The following is a 15,021-nucleotide window of genomic DNA, read 5'->3' as shown; positions in this document are numbered from 1 at the left end:
CACGCTACAACGTCGTAACGCCCTCATTCAGCCGTACGACCGTCTTGCCCGTGGTCTTGCCCGACATCAGGTTGATGAAAGCGCTCGGCGTGTTTTCGATGCCGGTCGTGACATTTTCCTGCGCGATCAAAGCGCCCGATCTGATCCAGCCGCCCAGTTGCGCCTCCGCCTCGGCCAGCATGTCGAGATGCTCATATGCCAGGAAGCCGCGCATCGTGATGCGATTCACCAGCACCTGCCACAGGTTGCGGATCGGGTAGGGATCATTGTGGTTGTTATAATTGGCCATCATGCCGCAGGTCACGATCCGCCCGAACGCCGCCATATTGGGCAGCATCGCGTCGAGTATATGCCCGCCGACATTGTCGAAATAGACGCTGACGCCGTCGGGACAGGCCGCCTTGATCGCCGCATCCAGATCCGCCTCTGCGCGATAGTCGATCGCCGCGTCGATGCCGAAGGTGCCGGTGACCATCGCCGCCTTGTCCGGCGATCCGACGATTCCGACCGATCGGCAGCCTGACAATTTGGCGATCTGGCACCCGACGCTGCCGACAGCCCCCGCCGCCGCGCTCATCACCACCGTGTCGCCTGCCTTCATCTCGCCGATGCGCTTGAGGCCAACATAGGCGGTGATCCCCGACCAGCCGAGCGCCCCCATATAGGCGGTCAGCGGCACGGTGGGATCGACATGGACATTCTCGATCGCGAAATTGGCAGGGTTCAGGATCGAATATTCCTCCCAGCCGACAAAGCCGCGGCCATAATCGCCCTCCCTGAAGGCCGGATTGCGCGACTGGACGACGCGGCCCAGCACCATGGTCGGGATCAGGCCACCGATGGCGACCGCAGGCAGATAGCTGTCATCATTGGCGTCCAGCATCCCCCTCACGGCAGGATCGATGGCGAATACCTCATTCTGGATCAGGATTTCGCCATCCTCCAGCGCCCGCACCGGATTGTCGACCAGCGCGAAATTCTCTGGAACAGGAACACCGTGGGGACGCGAGGCAAGGACTATCTGGCGGTTGATCACGGCGTTTCTCTCCAGGGACTGCGCTTTGCGTCCGCTATGCCCCGCCCGGTGGATCCGTGACACTGGCGAAAGGCACAGCTTGGCGCGAACTTCCCAAGAAAAAGCGCGCGAAGCCGGTGGCCTCGCGCGCTTCAAGGTTGCGCTATGGGAGAGGAAGTTCAGCGCGAAGCGAACTGGCGGCCCTTGGTCGCGACGGCCCAGCGCTGCGGCGTCGCGCCCGGCGCGCCTTCACGCACGAAGCACTGGCCGCGCTGCGACTGGATGGTGCGGCACGCGGTCAGCGCGTCGGCTCGGCTGGCAAAGCCGCTGATCGCGAGGCGGTGGAAGGGCTTGCCCTTGACCGTCGCCTGGCTGGTGAGAACCGGGAAAGCCGCAAGCGTGCTGTTGCGGCCTGCCATGCTCATCCATTTTTCCTTGGCAATCGCCGCCGTGTCATAGGCACCCAACTGGACAACCCAGTTGCTGGCACCAGTGCTGACCGGCTTGATGAAGGCAACCTGCTGCATCCGGGCAACCGGCGCGGAAACGGCGGCGGTCTGCGCCTTGCCGCGAGCATTGGCCGCGACAGGCTTGGCCTTATGATCTTCGACGATGAAATCGCGGGCTGCGACGCGAACCGGTGCGGGCTGAGCGACCGGCGCGGGTTCGGCAACTGGTGCGGCGACTGGTTCGACGGAGGCGGTCTGCACCGGCGCTTCCGGCAGCGGTGCGAAATCGGACGGCGCAGCAGCCATTTCGACCGGCGCGGCGGCAGCGGGTGCAAGCGCCAGAGCGACCGGCTGGCCAGCATCGGCGGCATCAATCGTCACGCCCATCAGCGCAGCGACACGCTGCGGCGCGGCGGATGGTTCAGCGATCTGCGCCCAGTCGGAAATGCGCTTGTTGGCAGCGAGCGGATCGAGATCCATGCCCACGATCATGCGCGCATCTTTCCAGCGGCCCGCCAGCGCATAGGCATAGGCCAGATTCTGGCGGGTCCGTGCGGTCGCGGACGGATCATGGATCGCTTCGGACAGGATACGCACGCCTTCAGGCGCGTCACCGGCCATCGCCATCGCAAGACCATAGTCGCCAGCAGGCACGGTATCGGCATGGGCGAGCAGCAGGCTACGCGCGCTATCGGCGCGACCCTGCGCGACCTGCACCAGCGCGAGGCTGACGATGGTGCGGGCGTCGCTATTGCCCAGCGTCATGGCGTCGGTGAGCGCAGCTTCAGCCGATGCGAAACGACCGGCCAACACATAGGCCCGGCCCAGCATCTGGCGATAGGCGGCGTTCTGCGGCGCGAGTTGCACCGCTGCCTCAGCGGCCGCAATCGCCTTGCCGCCGTCGCGATCGGCCAGCGCCTTTTCAGCCGCGATGGCAAGCTTGGTCGGGTTGCCCTTTTGCTGGACAGCCGATGCGGAAGGACGGAACGCCGCCCCGGTGCAGCCAACCATCGTGGTGGCGACGAGCAGCGATGAAATCGCCGCCTTTGCAAATGTGTTGCGCTTCATAGTCCTACCCACCCTTCAATCACTGGTTGCCGCGCATGTGCGGCAGCTGCTGTGTCAGCCGGTCAATTTCCGGCAGGCCGTTGAGAAAATTGTCGAGAGATTCGGTGACGATCTGCTGCGCCGAACGGCCAGTGATGGCGCAGGCGAGCCGCAGTTTGAGATGACGATCCGCGTCGATCCGCAGCGTGAAGGCCGCCTTGCGGCTGGCCGTGGCCTTCGCCTTGATCGGCGCTGGCTTGCCCGCGATCCGTTCGGCCAGTTCCTCACGCTCGATAACGACCGGCGGCACCGGTGCTGGGATCGGCAGATTCGCCGGCATCGGCGTCAGGCCGATCGCGACCGGCAGTTCGTCCACCGGCAATGGCGCAGGCTCCACGTCAAAGCCCATGTCGTTCCAGCCCAGATCATCCTGCTGCACGGCAGCGCCCGCAGCACGGCCAAAGCCAAGCATGGGACGACGCATGGCGGGCTGGGCCGCACCCTTGCGGGCGAGCAGGCCGGAGGTGAGCGATGCGAGGGGTTTGGGTTCGGCCATGATGCGTCCCCTTACTGGCCGATCACGCGGCGACCGAAGCCCCCGCCGACCGGACGGGTTGCGACGGTGCCGACGCTGCCCTGGGGCACGGAAAAGACCGTGCGGCGGAAATTCTTTTCGAGCCGGTCGGAGATGTACGACCATAGCGCCACGACCTCCGCCGCCGACCGTCCCTTGGGATCGACCTCCATCACGGTGCGACCGTCGATCATCGATGCGGCAAAATCGGTGCGGTGGTGCAGGGTGATCGGCGCGACCGTGCCATGTTGCGACAGCGCGACGGCGGCTTCCGACGTGATCCGTGCCTTGGGCGTTGCGCCATTGACGACGAAGATCAACGGCTTGCCCGCGCGTTCGCACAGATCGACGGTGGCCCCCACAGCGCGCAGGTCATGCGGGCTGGGACGGGTCGGCACGACGATCAGTTCGGCAACGGAAATGACGCTCTGGATCGCCATGGTGATGGCAGGCGGCGTGTCGATGACGGCAAGCTTGAAGCCCTGCTGCCGCAATATTTCCAGATCGGCGGCGAGCCGCGCGACGGTGGTTTGCGCGAAAGCGGGCAATTCCGCCTCCCGCTCGTTCCACCAGTCAGCCAGCGACCCTTGCGGATCGATGTCGATCAGCACGACAGGACCGGCCCCGGCAATCTGCGCCTGCACGGCCAGATGGCCCGACAAGGTGGTCTTGCCTGATCCGCCCTTCTGCGATGCCAAAGCCAAAATCCGCACGCAAATCCCCCCAGAAAATCCAGTTCCGTCTGGGATTGCCATAACCGCGCCTAAAATTCGGTTAATGAGCGGGGAAGTTTGATTGACGAAGTGTCAACAGGGTTAAGCGCGTTTCAAGCATTATGTGCTTATGCTAATCAGACATTAACCTTGTTTCATCATAGCCGATGCAAATCTATTGGCGCAGGAGCATGTGCATATGAAGCGTATCTGGGGAGCTGTGGCTGTCGGCGCCATGATGGGCATCGCGGCACCAGTATTGGCCGACGTTAAGACCGGGGTCGATGCCTGGCAGCAGGGCGATTATGCCAAGGCAATCGGCGAATGGCGGCCGCTGGCGCAAAATGGCGATCCCGACGCGCAGTTCAATCTGGGCCAGGCCTACAAGCTTGGCCGCGGCGTGCAGCCGGACCTCAATGCCGCGATGGACTGGTATCGCAAGGCCGCGACGCAGGGGCATTTGCGGGCAGAGGATAATCTGGGCCTGTTGATGTTCCAGCAGGGCGACCGGGCGGGGGCCATGCCCTATCTCCAGCGCGCCTCCGTGCGGGGTGAGCCGCGTGCGCAATATATTGTCGGCACCGCGCTGTTCAACGGCGACCTGATCGGCAAGGACTGGGTGCGCGCCTATGCGCTGATGACCCGCGCGTCCACGTCCGGCCTGGCGCAGGCGACGACCAGCCTGGAGCAGATGGACAAATATATTCCCGAAGACCAGCGCAAGCAGGGTCTGGCTCTGGCGGCGACGCTGGAACAGTCGGAAAAGGGCGGCGCGCTGGCATCGGCCAGTCCTGCACCTGTTCGCCCCACGCCATCAAGCGTACGAACGACCGAACTGCCGCCATCGACCATCGGCAAGCCGGTGACCGCGCCGCCTGCCCCCAAGCCGGTTCCGGTCAAGCCCAAGCCCGCGCCGCAGGTTGCTGTGGCCAAGCCCGCGCCGCAAGTCGCAGTCGCCAAGCCTAAGCCAACCCCGCCAGCGCCCCGTCCTGCCAGCACCGTTCCTGCGCCCGCCGCATCGGGCGGATGGCGCGTCCAGTTGGGAGCCTTTGGCGAGGAAGGCCGCGCGCGCGGACTGTGGGGCCAGTTGACGGGCAAGGTCAGCGGCCTGTCCGCCTATCAACCCTATCTGGTCAAGGCAGGCCCGGTGACGCGCTTGCAGGCCGGGCCGGTCGCCAGCAGCGACGACGCCAGCCGTCTGTGCAGCCGCATCAAGGCAGCAGGCGCGGACTGTATTCCCAAGAGGATGTGACGATCAGGCCGCCTTGGCCTGATCCACTATCCAGTCGCGAAACTGGCTGAGCGCCGGATGGGCCGGTGCGTCCAGCGGGCGGGCGAGATAATAGGCCTGGTCGCTCGACAGGGGCCGGGCGAACGGGATGACGAGGGTCCCCGCCTCCAGTTCCGGCCGGATCAGGAAGCTCGGGATCAGCGCCACCCCTGCGCCCGCTGCTGCTGCCTGCGCCAGCATCAGGAAATGTTCAAAGGCAGGACCGGGTGGCAGCGTCCCCGCCTCCACCCCTGCCGCCGCGAACCAGCGTGACCATGCATCACGCCGCGAACTCTGGCTGAGCAACGGGGCAGTCAGCAGATCGGCAGGCTGCCGCAACGGGTGCGCGGACAGCCAGCCCGGCGCGCAGACCGGCACCGCTTCCTCGCGAAACAGGAAATCCATCGTTGCACCCGGCCATTCCTCCGGCGTGCCGAAATGGATGGCGGCGTCAAATTCCTCCTGCGCAAAATCGAACGGCTGCGACCGCGCGGCGAAATCCACCACCAGTTGCGGGTGCAGGGCGCTCAGATGCGGCAATCGCGGGGCGAGCCAGCGCATTCCGAAACTGGGCAGGGTCGCGATCTTTAGCGCCGTGGGCGATCGCCGGGTCGCCATGCGGGAGGTAGCGCGGCGGATGCGGTCGAGCGCGGGCAGCAGTTCGTCGGCATAGGCGCGACCCGCCTCGTTCAGCCGCACGCGCCGTCCCACCCGGTCGAACAACGGGGTTTGCACCCACTCCTCCAGCTGCGCGATCTGGCGACTGACCGCGCTCTGGGTGAGGCCAATCTCTTCGCCCGCACGCGAAAAGCCGCCATGACGCACCGCCGCCTCGAAACTGGTAAGCGCGGTCATGGAAGGTAGCCATTTGCGATGGTCGTTCATTCGCGTCTCGCATCAACAGATGACAGGTCACCATTTGGAAAATCCCGCATAGGCTGAGATAATGCGCCTGTCACCGGGAGCAACCTATGTCGAATGAGAATGATAGCCATGTCGTTGCGCTGACGCTGGCGACGCTGGGGGAAGCAGCGGGACGGCAGGCGCTGAACGCGCTGGCGATCGACCCTGCCTTGCTGGCCGAGCATGGCCCCACGGTATCGCGCGCAGCCTTTGCGATGGCGATGAATATCGCGCTGTTCGATGACCTGCTGAAACGGGTGCAAAGCGGCGCGGCCTATGTTGCCGATACGGTCGAGCGCGGCGGCCGGGTGACGTTCGACCATGGTGCCTTGCGAACGATACGCCTGCCCCATGGCCCTACCGGCGCGTTGCAGGGCGGCGAGGATGCTTTCACCCGCATCTTGCTGCCGCTGGGCTATCAAATGGCGGCCATCTATCCGCTCGATCGGCTGCGCATGACCGGGCGCGCCTATGTTCATGTCGACAGGCCGGAGGCGATCCCGCAATTCTTCCTGTCCGAACTGCATGTCGACCGCTTCGATGCTGAATTTGGCGCGGTGGCAGCACGGGTATTCGGCACATCGCGCGACCCGCTGGGCGAGACTGAGCAAAGAGTGCTGGCGCGTTTTGGTGCCGGTGAAGCAGTGACGCTGGACGAAGCGGCCGCCGCGCTGCCGGGGATCGTCGCCGCGTTCGACCGGCAGCATGATATGCCTAGCTTTGCCGATTATCAGACGCTCCTGTCCCGCTCCAACGAAGCGGCGTGGATCGCGACCGAGGGTAATGCCTTCAATCATGCGACCGACCGTGTGGCCGATGTCGCCACACTGGCGGACCGGCTGAAAGCGGACGGTCAGCCGGTCAAGGAAAAGCTGGAGATTTCAGCGACTGGCCGGGTGCGCCAGACCGCTTTTCGCGCCGACAGCGTGGAACGGCTGTTCGGCGATGGCGAATTGCGCGACGTGCCAGGCTCCTTCTACGAATTTATCAGCCGGGATATTGATCCGGCGACCGGCAGGCTGGACCTGGCGTTCGACACTGGCAATGCGACCGGCATTTTCGCGATGACCAGCGCAGGGGCATGACCATGGTGCTACAATCCTTCGATCCTGCCTCGCGCGAACTGGTGTGGGAAGGACCGGTTGCCGATGCTGCCGCTTGTAACCGGGCGATTGCGACGGCGCGGGCTGCTCTGCCCGGCTGGCGCGCGCTGGCAGTGGAGGACCGGATCGCGATCGCGCGGCGATATGCCAAGGTGTTGGGCGAACGGCGGGCGGCGCTGGCCGAACTGATATCGCGCGAAACAGGCAAATTGCTCTGGGAAAGCGACGCCGAAATCGGGTCGATGATCGCCAAGGTCGAAATGTCGATCGCCGCCCATGCCGAACGTACCGGGGAGCGCGCTAGCGACATGCCCTTTGGCCGGGCAATGCTGCGCCATCGCGGCCATGGCGTGATGGCGGTGCTCGGCCCTTATAATTTCCCCGGCCATTTACCCAACGGTCATATCGTCCCGGCCCTGATCGCGGGCAATGCTGTGGTGTTCAAGCCATCGGAAATCGCGCCCGCCACTGGCGCGGCGATGGCGGACGCCTGGGCAGCGGCGGGACTGCCCGACGGGTTGCTCGGCATCGTGCAGGGTGGCCGGACCACCGGCGAAGCGCTGGTGGCGGGCGATATTGACGGGCTGCTCTTTACCGGATCGGCAGGCGCTGGCGCGGCCCTGCGACGGGCGCTGGTGGACCGGCCCCATGTCATCATGGCGCTGGAACTGGGCGGCAATAATCCGCTGATCGCCTGGGACAGCCCGGACGAAGCGGCCTCTATCATCATCAATTCCGCCTTCATCACCACTGGCCAGCGTTGCTCCTGCGCCAGGCGGCTGATCGTGCCTGAAGGCATAGTAGGCGACCAGATGGTGGCAGCCGTCGATGCGCTCGCGGCGCGACTTCCGATCGCGGCATGGAATGAGCCGAGCGACGCCTTCATGGGACCGTTGGTGTCGGATCAAGCCGCCGCCGCCGCTCATCGCGCGGTCAGCGACCTGATCGCGCGCGGTGCACGAGTGATCCGGCCATTTGTGGCAATCGAGGGGCGCAGCGCCGCTTTCGTCACCCCCGGCCTCATCGACATGACCGGTGTGGATGGTCCCGATACGGAGATTTTCGCGCCCCTGCTGTCGGTGATCCGGGTGCCGGATTTCGATGCAGCGATGCAGGTCGCCAACGCCACCGCCTTTGGCCTGTCCGCCGGGCTGATCTCGCAGGACGCAGCGCTTTGGGACCGGATGGTCGAGGAAAGCCGCGCTGGCGTGGTCAACCGCAACCGGCCGACCACGGGCGCGGCGGGCAACATGCCCTTCGGCGGCTTGGGTGCATCGGGCAATCATCGGCCCAGCGCCTATTACGCCGCCGATTATTGCGCCTATCCGATCGCGAGTTTCGAGGCGGACGGGGTGCAGGCGGTTCCGGTCAACGGGCTGGACTGAGCGCTGTTACAGCCCCAGCCGCGCCCAGAAATCATCGGGCGCAATCAGCGCGCTGCCGCCGCGTGATCGGTCGATCCGCGACCAGCTGCTGTGAGGAATGGTCACGCGCCGCGCGGTTTCGGCAGCGCGGGACTGGCGGGAACGGGTAGCTTTATGGGTCATCGTTTTCTCCTTTCATCAAGGGAACACGAAACCGGGCGTGGACGCTTTGGCACCGTGCGCTTTAGCCGTTGGTGACGCGGAGCAAGCTGATCCTTCAAAAGCCGCGAAGCATGATGCTTGCGACTTTATCTAGCGATTGAGTTGGGAATGTCGAAATAGCTTTGCTTGGGGGCAGTGCGACGCTGGCTTTGGTCGCCCTTCGCTCTCAGCCGACGCGGTGCAACGCGCAGAGCTTGTTCCCGGACGGATCGCGCAAATAGGCCAGATACAGTTTGCCAAAGCTGGCTTCGCGAATGCCCGGCGGGTCTTCGCAGGTCGTGCCGCCTGCCCCAACGCCCGCGGCGTGCCAGGCGTCGGCCTGTTCAGGGGAGGTCATCGTAAAGCCGATCGTACCCCCATTGGCGCAACTCGCGGACTGGCCATCAATCGGCCTGGTCACCATGAACAGCGCGCCATTATGCATGTAGATTAGACGACCCCGGTCATCGGTGAAGGCAGGTTTGGCGCCCATCGCCTGAAACAGCGCGTCGTAAAAAACCCTGGCGCGATCAATATCGTCGGCGCCAACCATGACATGACTGAACATGAAACTGCCTTTTTGGTGGGAATCAGGGATGCGCCAAATATCGCCATGCGCCGGACGAACAAAAACGGCCAGTCACGCCAGCCTGGCCCGCGTCGCCAAAGCGCAAGGGTGTCAGAAAATCGTGCTGTAGAGGAACCAGCCGACGATCAGCAGGCTCGACACGATGCAAATACGATCACCAAAGACGTCGATACGAGACATCAAAAACATCCTTCCACCACGGGCGATCTTTGTCGCCTCTATGGAAAGATTACATCATTTTTTACCGAACTGAAACATCAAAATTGCGACAAAGCCGCCCATGCCTGCGATACGCCGCATTTAGCGACCTTGAACGCCAACTTTGGTCGCACGTTTAACAGGATCAGCGAAATGCCGGGCCGCGATGGCGCAGGAAAGAATCGGTTGCCTCCTGCGGTCCGCGATAGGCCTCCTGAAATTCCGCGCTCCAATATTTCAAATCGTCCAGATCGATCCGCGCACCGGAAACCGCGCACAGGACGAACTGCCCCGGCCGCACGACATCGAAATGCGGCGTGTCATAATGCAGCACCGCCAGCCCCTGAATGTCCGCCATCAGTCGCCCGTCAGGATACGGTCGACCAGTTGCTTGACGGTCGGGACAAAGCCGTTGGAGTAGAAAGGGTCCTGCTTGAATTTGTATGCGCCATGGCCGGCAAACACCAGATTCTGGTCCAGATCGCCGCCATGGACGGCTTCCTGCAATGCCTTCTGGATGCAGAAGCTGCGCGGATCGGCAAGGCGACCGGTCGAGTTGGTCTCGCTGTCCATCCAGCTGGAGAAGGCGCATTGGCTAAGGCACCCCATACAGTCGGTCTGGTCCTTGCGGATCACCGCCCGCTCTTCGTCGCCAACGAACACCAGCGTATTGTCCGGCGTCTTGAGAGCGGAGGTAAAGCCCTGCCCGAACCATTCGCGCGCGCGATTGAGGTCGCCCAGCGTGACCCAGAAATGCTTGCCCTTCACGCCCACGTCTAGCTGGTGGGTGTGATCGCCCGCCTGTTCGGTGCTGAACGCGATCTGCCGTTCCGAACGCGCTTCCAGGCTGCGCAGGAAGGGATTGCGCACCGCGGAGCTATAGAAGCCGGTAGGCGAAAAACGGTGGAGCAGGATGTCGCCGGGGTTAAGCTCAGTCAGCAACGCCTTCCACGCCTGCGGGATCGGGCTTTCCTGCGTCAGCAGCGGTCGGGTGCCGAACTGGAATGCGATTGCGCCCAGTTCCGGGTTGTCGATCCAGTCGTTCCAGTCCTTGAGCGCCCAGACGCCGCCCGCCATCACGATCGGCACATCATCCGAAATGCCGCCTTCGCGCATGGTTGCCCGCAGATCGCGGACGCGCGGATAGGGATCCTGCGGCATTTTGGGATCTTCTGCGTTCGACAGGCCATTATGGCCCCCGGCCAGCCAGGGATCTTCATAGACCACCGCCGCCAGCCATTCCGCCGCCTTGGAATAAGCGCGCTTCCACAGCGCGCGGAAGGCGCGGCCGGAGGAGACGATCGGCAGATAGCTGACATTATAGGAGGCCGCGATTTCCGACAGCTTGTAGGGCATACCCGCGCCGCAGGTGACGCCCGCGACCATGCCCTTGGTCCTTTCCAGCACGCCGTGAAGCACGCGCTGCGCTCCGCCCATTTCCCACAGGACGTTGATGTTGATCGCGCCCTTGCCACCGGCAATCTCATAGGCGCGCTTCACCTGTTCGACCGCCCCGTCAATCGCGTAGGCGACCAGTTCTTCATGGCGGTCGCGGCGGGTGCGGCCATGATAGATTTGGGGGATGACATTGCCGAAACTGTCATAGCTGTCGGCATTGACCGCCGACACCGTGCCAATGCCGCCAGCCGCCGCCCAGGCGCCCGAACTGGCATGGTTGGACACCGCAACGCCCTTGCCGCCCTCGACCAGCGGCCAGACTTCGCGGCCACCATAGACGATAGGCTTCAACCCCTTGAACAACGACATCTCCCGCGAAAAAGCGACACCGGACCCGACCGGGCAAAGGCCACTCCCATAGCAGCCCTTGCAGTGATTGACGAATTTCCGCGCGCCTTAGCGCAAAATGTCGGGGCTGGCCAGTGCCTCGCCGTACAGCTTGGCATAAGCATCGACCATCGCCTGTTCGGCATAGTCGCGGACGGCGCGATCCCGATTGGCGGCTCCCAACCGCGCGCGCAGGTCAGGGTCCGCGGCGAGCGCGCCAAGTGCTGCGGCCAGGCCTGCCTCGTCCGGTACAACGAAAGTGCGATTCTCCGGCGCGACCATGTTGATGACGTCGCCCACATCCATCGAAGCGACCGGAACGCCCGCCGCCATCGCCTCCACCAGCGAGATGGGGAATTGTTCGCTGTCGGAAGAAAGCGCGAAAATGTCGAACAGGCCGACAAATCGCCAGGGCTGGTCCATGAAGCCCGCCATGTGGAGATCGTCGAGACCATGGGCCGCGGCTTCAGCCAATATGGCGTCGCGCTCCGGCCCCTCCCCCACGACCACCAGTTGCAGCCGATCCTTGTGGGCGGCGACGGTGCGGACCAGCCGGGGGATATTCTTGACCGGCCGCAATCCCGCCAACGTGCCGACCAGCAGCTTGCCGGGCGACCGGCGCAGGCCGGGAATGGCGTCGGGCGCTGGCGGGTCGGCATAGCGCGCAGTGTCGATGCCGTTGCGGATCAGATGGACTTTGGCCGCAGGCTGTTTCCAGACCTGCCGAGCGATGCCCTCCAGCCGGACAGAGGGGACGACCAGCGCATTGGCGCGACCGAGGGCGACCCGGCGGTAGAGGTTGCGCTGGGGCTTGAGACCGGCGGCCTCATCGGCGTTGAAACCATCTTCATGATGGATGAGCGGCGGCATGGCCGACACTGAGCTGGACACTCTGTGCGCCATCGCAGCGTCCATCGCCCCCCAATTATAGGTCAGGATTAAATCGTATTTTTTCAAAAACTTAGATATATCGCGAAAGCGCCCTACCCCCGGACGACCGGCAAATGGAGGTGACGCGGGGAAGTCCGCCTGAACCGCCGGGTCGATCGCAGTGCGGGCGCCCAGCGCTTGCCGATCAGCGCTGACGATGCTGTGGCGCGCCTTGTCGCCCCAGATGTTCATCAGGCGGATGGCGCGCGCTTCCTTGCCGCCCAGGGTGAAGCTGCCATGGACGTGGAGTATGTGCGGCTGACTGTCAGCCATGCAGAACGCGGGCGAGCAGCCGGTCGATCGCAGCGATGCTTTCCGGCTCGTCCAGCGCGGGGGCATGGCCGACGCCCGGCACCGTAACCAGTTCCGCCTTTGCGCCGATGTCGGCCACCATATGCTGCGCCGTCTGTGCGCTCAGCAGGTCGGATCGTTCGCCGCGCAGCAGAAGCGTTGGAATATCGCGAAAGGCCGCCATCACCGGCCACATATCCACGCCCGCCTCGCTACCCATCGCGCGGATCGGTTCGGCAATGCGCATGTCATAGTCCAGCACGATCCGGCCCGCGCTGTTCAGGCGATAGAGGCGCTTGGCCATGGCCAGCCATTGTTCCAGGCCATATGCGGGATAGACGTCGCGATTGGCATCTTCCAGCGCACGGGCAGCATGGACCCAGCTGGGGTGCGACTGATTGACGCCGACATAGCTGCGGATGCGCGCCAGGCCCGCTTCATCCAGCGCCGGGCCGACATCATTGAGCAGCGCCCCCGCCAGCCATTCGCGATGGGTCGCGGCGACCAGCATGGTGATGATGCCCCCCAATGACGTGCCGACCGCAACGAAACGGGTGATGGCAAGGTCGGCCAGTAACCGGCTGATATCCTGCAAATAAGTGAGCGGCACATAGGTCATCGGGTCTTTGGCCTGGGCGCTTGTCGCGCGCCCCCGCATGTCCGGGCAGATCAGCCGCCAGTCCCCCGCCAGCCGTTCGGCCAGCGGCTCGAAATCGCGGGCATTGCGGGTCAGGCCCGGCAGGCACAACAGCGGCGGGCGGCCATCATGTCCCCCGGCATAGTCCCGATAATGGAGTCGCAGCCCATCGGGGGACCACCAATATGCGTCGCTATAGTCGACCAAGCTTGATCCTTCAGGTGTCGCTCCCCCATATCGCCTTATGAGCCATATCCCGCAAGCCGCCAAATACAGCCCCGCCAGCGAAATCGATGCGCTGATGCCCGACATCGCCGATCCGGTGAGCGCGGCGGACTTTCCTCAGACGATCCTGCGCTTCCGCAACGACCGGGCGGCGGCCACGGTGGGGCTGGACGCGCTGAGCGATGACCAATGGATCGCGCATTTCGGGCGGTTCGCGCCGCTCGACGGGTCACTGCCCCGGCCGCTGGCGCTGAAATATCATGGCCACCAGTTCCGCCATTATAATCCCGACATTGGCGACGGGCGCGGATTCCTGTTCGCGCAGCTGCGCGACGATGCGGGGCGCCTGATGGACCTGGGCACTAAGGGCAGCGGCCAGACGCCCTATAGCCGCTTTGGCGACGGGCGGCTGACGCTGAAAGGCGGGGTGCGGGAGATATTGGCGACCGAAATGCTGGAGGCGCTGGGCGTGCCGACGTCGCGCACCTTCTCGATCGTCGAGACGGGCGAGGCGCTGGAGCGTAATGACGAACCATCACCCACGCGCGGAGCGGCGATGGTCCGTCTGTCCCATTCGCATATCCGCATCGGCTCCTTCCAGCGGGCGGCCTTTCATGAGGACAAGGCGCTGCTGGAGCGGCTGACCGACTATGCGCTAATGCGGCTTTATAGCGAGGAACCGGGCGACAATCCGCCTGCGCAGTTGCTTGGCCGGGTGGTCGAGCGGACCGCCGACCTGGCGGCCAGCTATATGATCGCCGGGTTTGTGCATGGCGTGCTGAACAGCGACAATATCAACGTGACCGGCGAGAGTTTCGACTATGGCCCATGGCGCTTCACGCCTTTGTGGGACGCAGGCTTTACCGCCGCCTATTTTGACCATCAGGGCCTCTATGCCTTCGGGCGACAGGCCGAGGCGATCCATTGGGACGTCGCACAACTCGCGGTGTCGCTGCGGGCGCTGGTCGAGGCCGAGCCGCTGATCGCGGAGCTGGAGCGGTTTCCCGCTTTATACGGCGAGGCTATGGCGCGGCGCTTTTGCTGGCGGCTGGGGGTAGTGCCGGGGGACGGCGTCAACGCGATGGTCGAGGCGGCGGTGCGGGGCATGGTGACGACCGGGACCGGGATCGACCGCTTCTTCCATGACTGGCGCGGCGGGGTTCAGCGCGAAGGCGCGAATTATAGCGACGCGGCCTGGGGCGCGTTTCGGGATGCTGTGGCGGGGTTTGAGGCTGTGCCGGGCGCGCGGGACCATGACTATTGGGCGGACGAAGCGCCCTGCTCCATGCATATTGACGAGGTGGAGGCGATCTGGGCCGCGATTGCGGAGGGGGATGATTGGGGGCCGCTGTACGCGAAGGTCGCGGCGGTAAGGCGGATGGGGGCGGCGCTCGGCCATGCGCCATCCTTGCGGTAGGAACGGGTCAATGAATCAGCCCAAGCGGAAAAAGACGGTCGGCCGCTGGGTCATCGAGATTGTGACCCTGCTGTCACTGCCGGTGATATTTGTCTACGCCTTCGGAGAATGCCTGCCTTCCGACAGCGCAGGATGCGCAGCGGCGAGAAGCCTTTGGCTTCCAAAGCTCATCGGCTTGATTGCCGGGACCGGCTTGCTTGCGATAGGCTTGGGGCGATTGGCGGATTATGTCGCGGACCGACTGCGGACGGATACCATTGAACGGCATGATATTGATTGATAGCTGTTTCGTTAACCAATTCCTGCCATA

16 protein-coding genes are annotated in these 15,021 nt (G+C 64.3%); 5 read left to right on the top strand and 11 right to left on the bottom strand.

Annotated features, from left to right (window positions below):
• Positions 1–4 precede the first annotated feature (4 nt).
• The 4 genes from KRZ98_RS20475 to KRZ98_RS20460 all read right to left on the bottom strand — a co-directional run bounded on the left by KRZ98_RS20475 (position 5) and on the right by KRZ98_RS20460 (position 3,798).
• Complete coding sequence (locus tag KRZ98_RS20475; RefSeq protein WP_217675089.1) at positions 5–1,036, bottom strand: NADP-dependent oxidoreductase; 1,032 nt, start codon at positions 1,034–1,036, stop codon at positions 5–7.
• Positions 1,037–1,194: 158 nt separating this feature from the next.
• The gene (locus KRZ98_RS20470; RefSeq protein WP_217675088.1) at positions 1,195–2,532 is read right to left on the bottom strand and encodes an SPOR domain-containing protein; all 1,338 of its coding nucleotides are present in this window, start codon (positions 2,530–2,532) and stop codon (positions 1,195–1,197) included.
• Between the two features lie 19 nt (positions 2,533–2,551).
• Positions 2,552–3,067 carry a hypothetical protein gene (locus KRZ98_RS20465; protein ID WP_217675087.1) on the bottom strand — a complete coding sequence of 172 codons (516 nt, stop codon included), beginning with the start codon at positions 3,065–3,067 and terminating at the stop codon, positions 2,552–2,554.
• An 11-nt stretch (positions 3,068–3,078) separates the two neighbouring features.
• On the bottom strand, positions 3,079–3,798 hold the full coding sequence (locus KRZ98_RS20460; protein ID WP_006949984.1) for a ParA family protein: 720 nt from the start codon (positions 3,796–3,798) through the stop codon (positions 3,079–3,081).
• Positions 3,799–3,997: 199 nt separating this feature from the next.
• On the opposite strand from KRZ98_RS20460, the gene KRZ98_RS20455 reads away from it, so the two are divergent.
• Positions 3,998–5,050: an SPOR domain-containing protein gene (locus KRZ98_RS20455; RefSeq protein WP_217675086.1), complete on the top strand. Its 1,053-nt coding sequence runs from the start codon at positions 3,998–4,000 to the stop codon at positions 5,048–5,050.
• Positions 5,051–5,053: 3 nt separating this feature from the next.
• Here the strand turns inward: KRZ98_RS20455 and KRZ98_RS20450 are convergent, their stop codons facing one another.
• A complete protein-coding gene (locus KRZ98_RS20450; RefSeq protein ID WP_217675085.1) occupies positions 5,054–5,953 on the bottom strand; it encodes a LysR substrate-binding domain-containing protein in 900 nt (299 codons plus the stop codon).
• Positions 5,954–6,039: 86 nt separating this feature from the next.
• Here KRZ98_RS20450 and KRZ98_RS20445 point away from each other — a divergent pair, with 86 nt between their 5' ends.
• Both KRZ98_RS20445 and astD read left to right on the top strand, forming a co-directional pair.
• Positions 6,040–7,056 carry a DUF1338 family protein gene (locus KRZ98_RS20445; RefSeq protein ID WP_217675084.1) on the top strand — a complete coding sequence of 339 codons (1,017 nt, stop codon included), beginning with the start codon at positions 6,040–6,042 and terminating at the stop codon, positions 7,054–7,056.
• Between the two features lie 2 nt (positions 7,057–7,058).
• A complete protein-coding gene (astD, locus tag KRZ98_RS20440; protein ID WP_254798748.1) occupies positions 7,059–8,459 on the top strand; it encodes a succinylglutamate-semialdehyde dehydrogenase in 1,401 nt (466 codons plus the stop codon).
• 6 nt (positions 8,460–8,465) lie between these two features.
• Here astD and KRZ98_RS20435 read toward each other — a convergent pair whose 3' ends face one another.
• The 6 genes from KRZ98_RS20435 to KRZ98_RS20410 all read right to left on the bottom strand — a co-directional run bounded on the left by KRZ98_RS20435 (position 8,466) and on the right by KRZ98_RS20410 (position 13,276).
• Positions 8,466–8,621, bottom strand: coding sequence for a hypothetical protein (locus tag KRZ98_RS20435; RefSeq protein WP_217675082.1), 156 nt, complete (start codon positions 8,619–8,621; stop codon positions 8,466–8,468).
• A 205-nt stretch (positions 8,622–8,826) separates the two neighbouring features.
• Positions 8,827–9,207: a VOC family protein gene (locus KRZ98_RS20430; RefSeq protein WP_217675081.1), complete on the bottom strand. Its 381-nt coding sequence runs from the start codon at positions 9,205–9,207 to the stop codon at positions 8,827–8,829.
• Positions 9,208–9,571: 364 nt separating this feature from the next.
• The gene (locus KRZ98_RS20425) at positions 9,572–9,784 is read right to left on the bottom strand and encodes a DUF2093 domain-containing protein (protein ID WP_006949998.1); all 213 of its coding nucleotides are present in this window, start codon (positions 9,782–9,784) and stop codon (positions 9,572–9,574) included.
• Entirely contained in the window at positions 9,784–11,187 is a 1,404-nt protein-coding gene (locus tag KRZ98_RS20420; RefSeq protein ID WP_217675184.1) for a nitronate monooxygenase family protein, read from the bottom strand. The genes KRZ98_RS20425 and KRZ98_RS20420 overlap by 1 nt, the downstream gene beginning before the upstream one ends.
• Positions 11,188–11,280: 93 nt before the next feature.
• Positions 11,281–12,414, bottom strand: coding sequence for a glycosyltransferase family 4 protein (locus tag KRZ98_RS20415; RefSeq protein ID WP_217675080.1), 1,134 nt, complete (start codon positions 12,412–12,414; stop codon positions 11,281–11,283).
• Positions 12,407–13,276: an alpha/beta fold hydrolase gene (locus KRZ98_RS20410; protein WP_217675079.1), complete on the bottom strand. Its 870-nt coding sequence runs from the start codon at positions 13,274–13,276 to the stop codon at positions 12,407–12,409. The genes KRZ98_RS20415 and KRZ98_RS20410 overlap by 8 nt, the downstream gene beginning before the upstream one ends.
• A gap of 37 nt (positions 13,277–13,313) precedes the next feature.
• Here KRZ98_RS20410 and KRZ98_RS20405 point away from each other — a divergent pair, with 37 nt between their 5' ends.
• The gene (locus KRZ98_RS20405) at positions 13,314–14,711 is read left to right on the top strand and encodes a protein adenylyltransferase SelO family protein (RefSeq protein ID WP_217675078.1); all 1,398 of its coding nucleotides are present in this window, start codon (positions 13,314–13,316) and stop codon (positions 14,709–14,711) included.
• A 10-nt stretch (positions 14,712–14,721) separates the two neighbouring features.
• Complete coding sequence (locus tag KRZ98_RS20400; RefSeq protein ID WP_217675077.1) at positions 14,722–14,991, top strand: hypothetical protein; 270 nt, start codon at positions 14,722–14,724, stop codon at positions 14,989–14,991.
• The last annotated feature ends 30 nt before the right edge of the window (positions 14,992–15,021 follow it).

This window comes from Sphingobium sp. AS12 (assembly GCF_019097845.1).
In the GTDB taxonomy this organism is placed as follows: domain Bacteria; phylum Pseudomonadota; class Alphaproteobacteria; order Sphingomonadales; family Sphingomonadaceae; genus Sphingobium.
The sequence above is the reverse complement of the archived record's forward strand: the minus strand, read 5'-3'. Positions and strand labels throughout refer to the sequence as shown.

What these genes read in the sequence shown, in the direction of transcription:
- KRZ98_RS20470 (WP_217675088.1), bottom strand. Translation starts at nt 2,532, where the DNA reads ATGAAGCGCAACACATTTGCAAAGGCGGCGATTTCATCGCTGCTCGTC.
- KRZ98_RS20465 (WP_217675087.1), bottom strand. Translation starts at nt 3,067, where the DNA reads ATGGCCGAACCCAAACCCCTCGCATCGCTCACCTCCGGCCTGCTCGCC.
- KRZ98_RS20455 (WP_217675086.1), top strand. Translation starts at nt 3,998, where the DNA reads ATGAAGCGTATCTGGGGAGCTGTGGCTGTCGGCGCCATGATGGGCATC.
- KRZ98_RS20450 (WP_217675085.1), bottom strand. Translation starts at nt 5,953, where the DNA reads ATGAACGACCATCGCAAATGGCTACCTTCCATGACCGCGCTTACCAGT.
- KRZ98_RS20445 (WP_217675084.1), top strand. Translation starts at nt 6,040, where the DNA reads ATGTCGAATGAGAATGATAGCCATGTCGTTGCGCTGACGCTGGCGACG.
- astD (WP_254798748.1), top strand. Translation starts at nt 7,059, where the DNA reads ATGGTGCTACAATCCTTCGATCCTGCCTCGCGCGAACTGGTGTGGGAA.
- KRZ98_RS20435 (WP_217675082.1), bottom strand. Translation starts at nt 8,621, where the DNA reads ATGACCCATAAAGCTACCCGTTCCCGCCAGTCCCGCGCTGCCGAAACC.
- KRZ98_RS20430 (WP_217675081.1), bottom strand. Translation starts at nt 9,207, where the DNA reads ATGTTCAGTCATGTCATGGTTGGCGCCGACGATATTGATCGCGCCAGG.
- KRZ98_RS20425 (WP_006949998.1), bottom strand. Translation starts at nt 9,784, where the DNA reads ATGGCGGACATTCAGGGGCTGGCGGTGCTGCATTATGACACGCCGCAT.
- KRZ98_RS20415 (WP_217675080.1), bottom strand. Translation starts at nt 12,414, where the DNA reads ATGGCTGACAGTCAGCCGCACATACTCCACGTCCATGGCAGCTTCACC.
- KRZ98_RS20405 (WP_217675078.1), top strand. Translation starts at nt 13,314, where the DNA reads ATGAGCCATATCCCGCAAGCCGCCAAATACAGCCCCGCCAGCGAAATC.
- KRZ98_RS20400 (WP_217675077.1), top strand. Translation starts at nt 14,722, where the DNA reads ATGAATCAGCCCAAGCGGAAAAAGACGGTCGGCCGCTGGGTCATCGAG.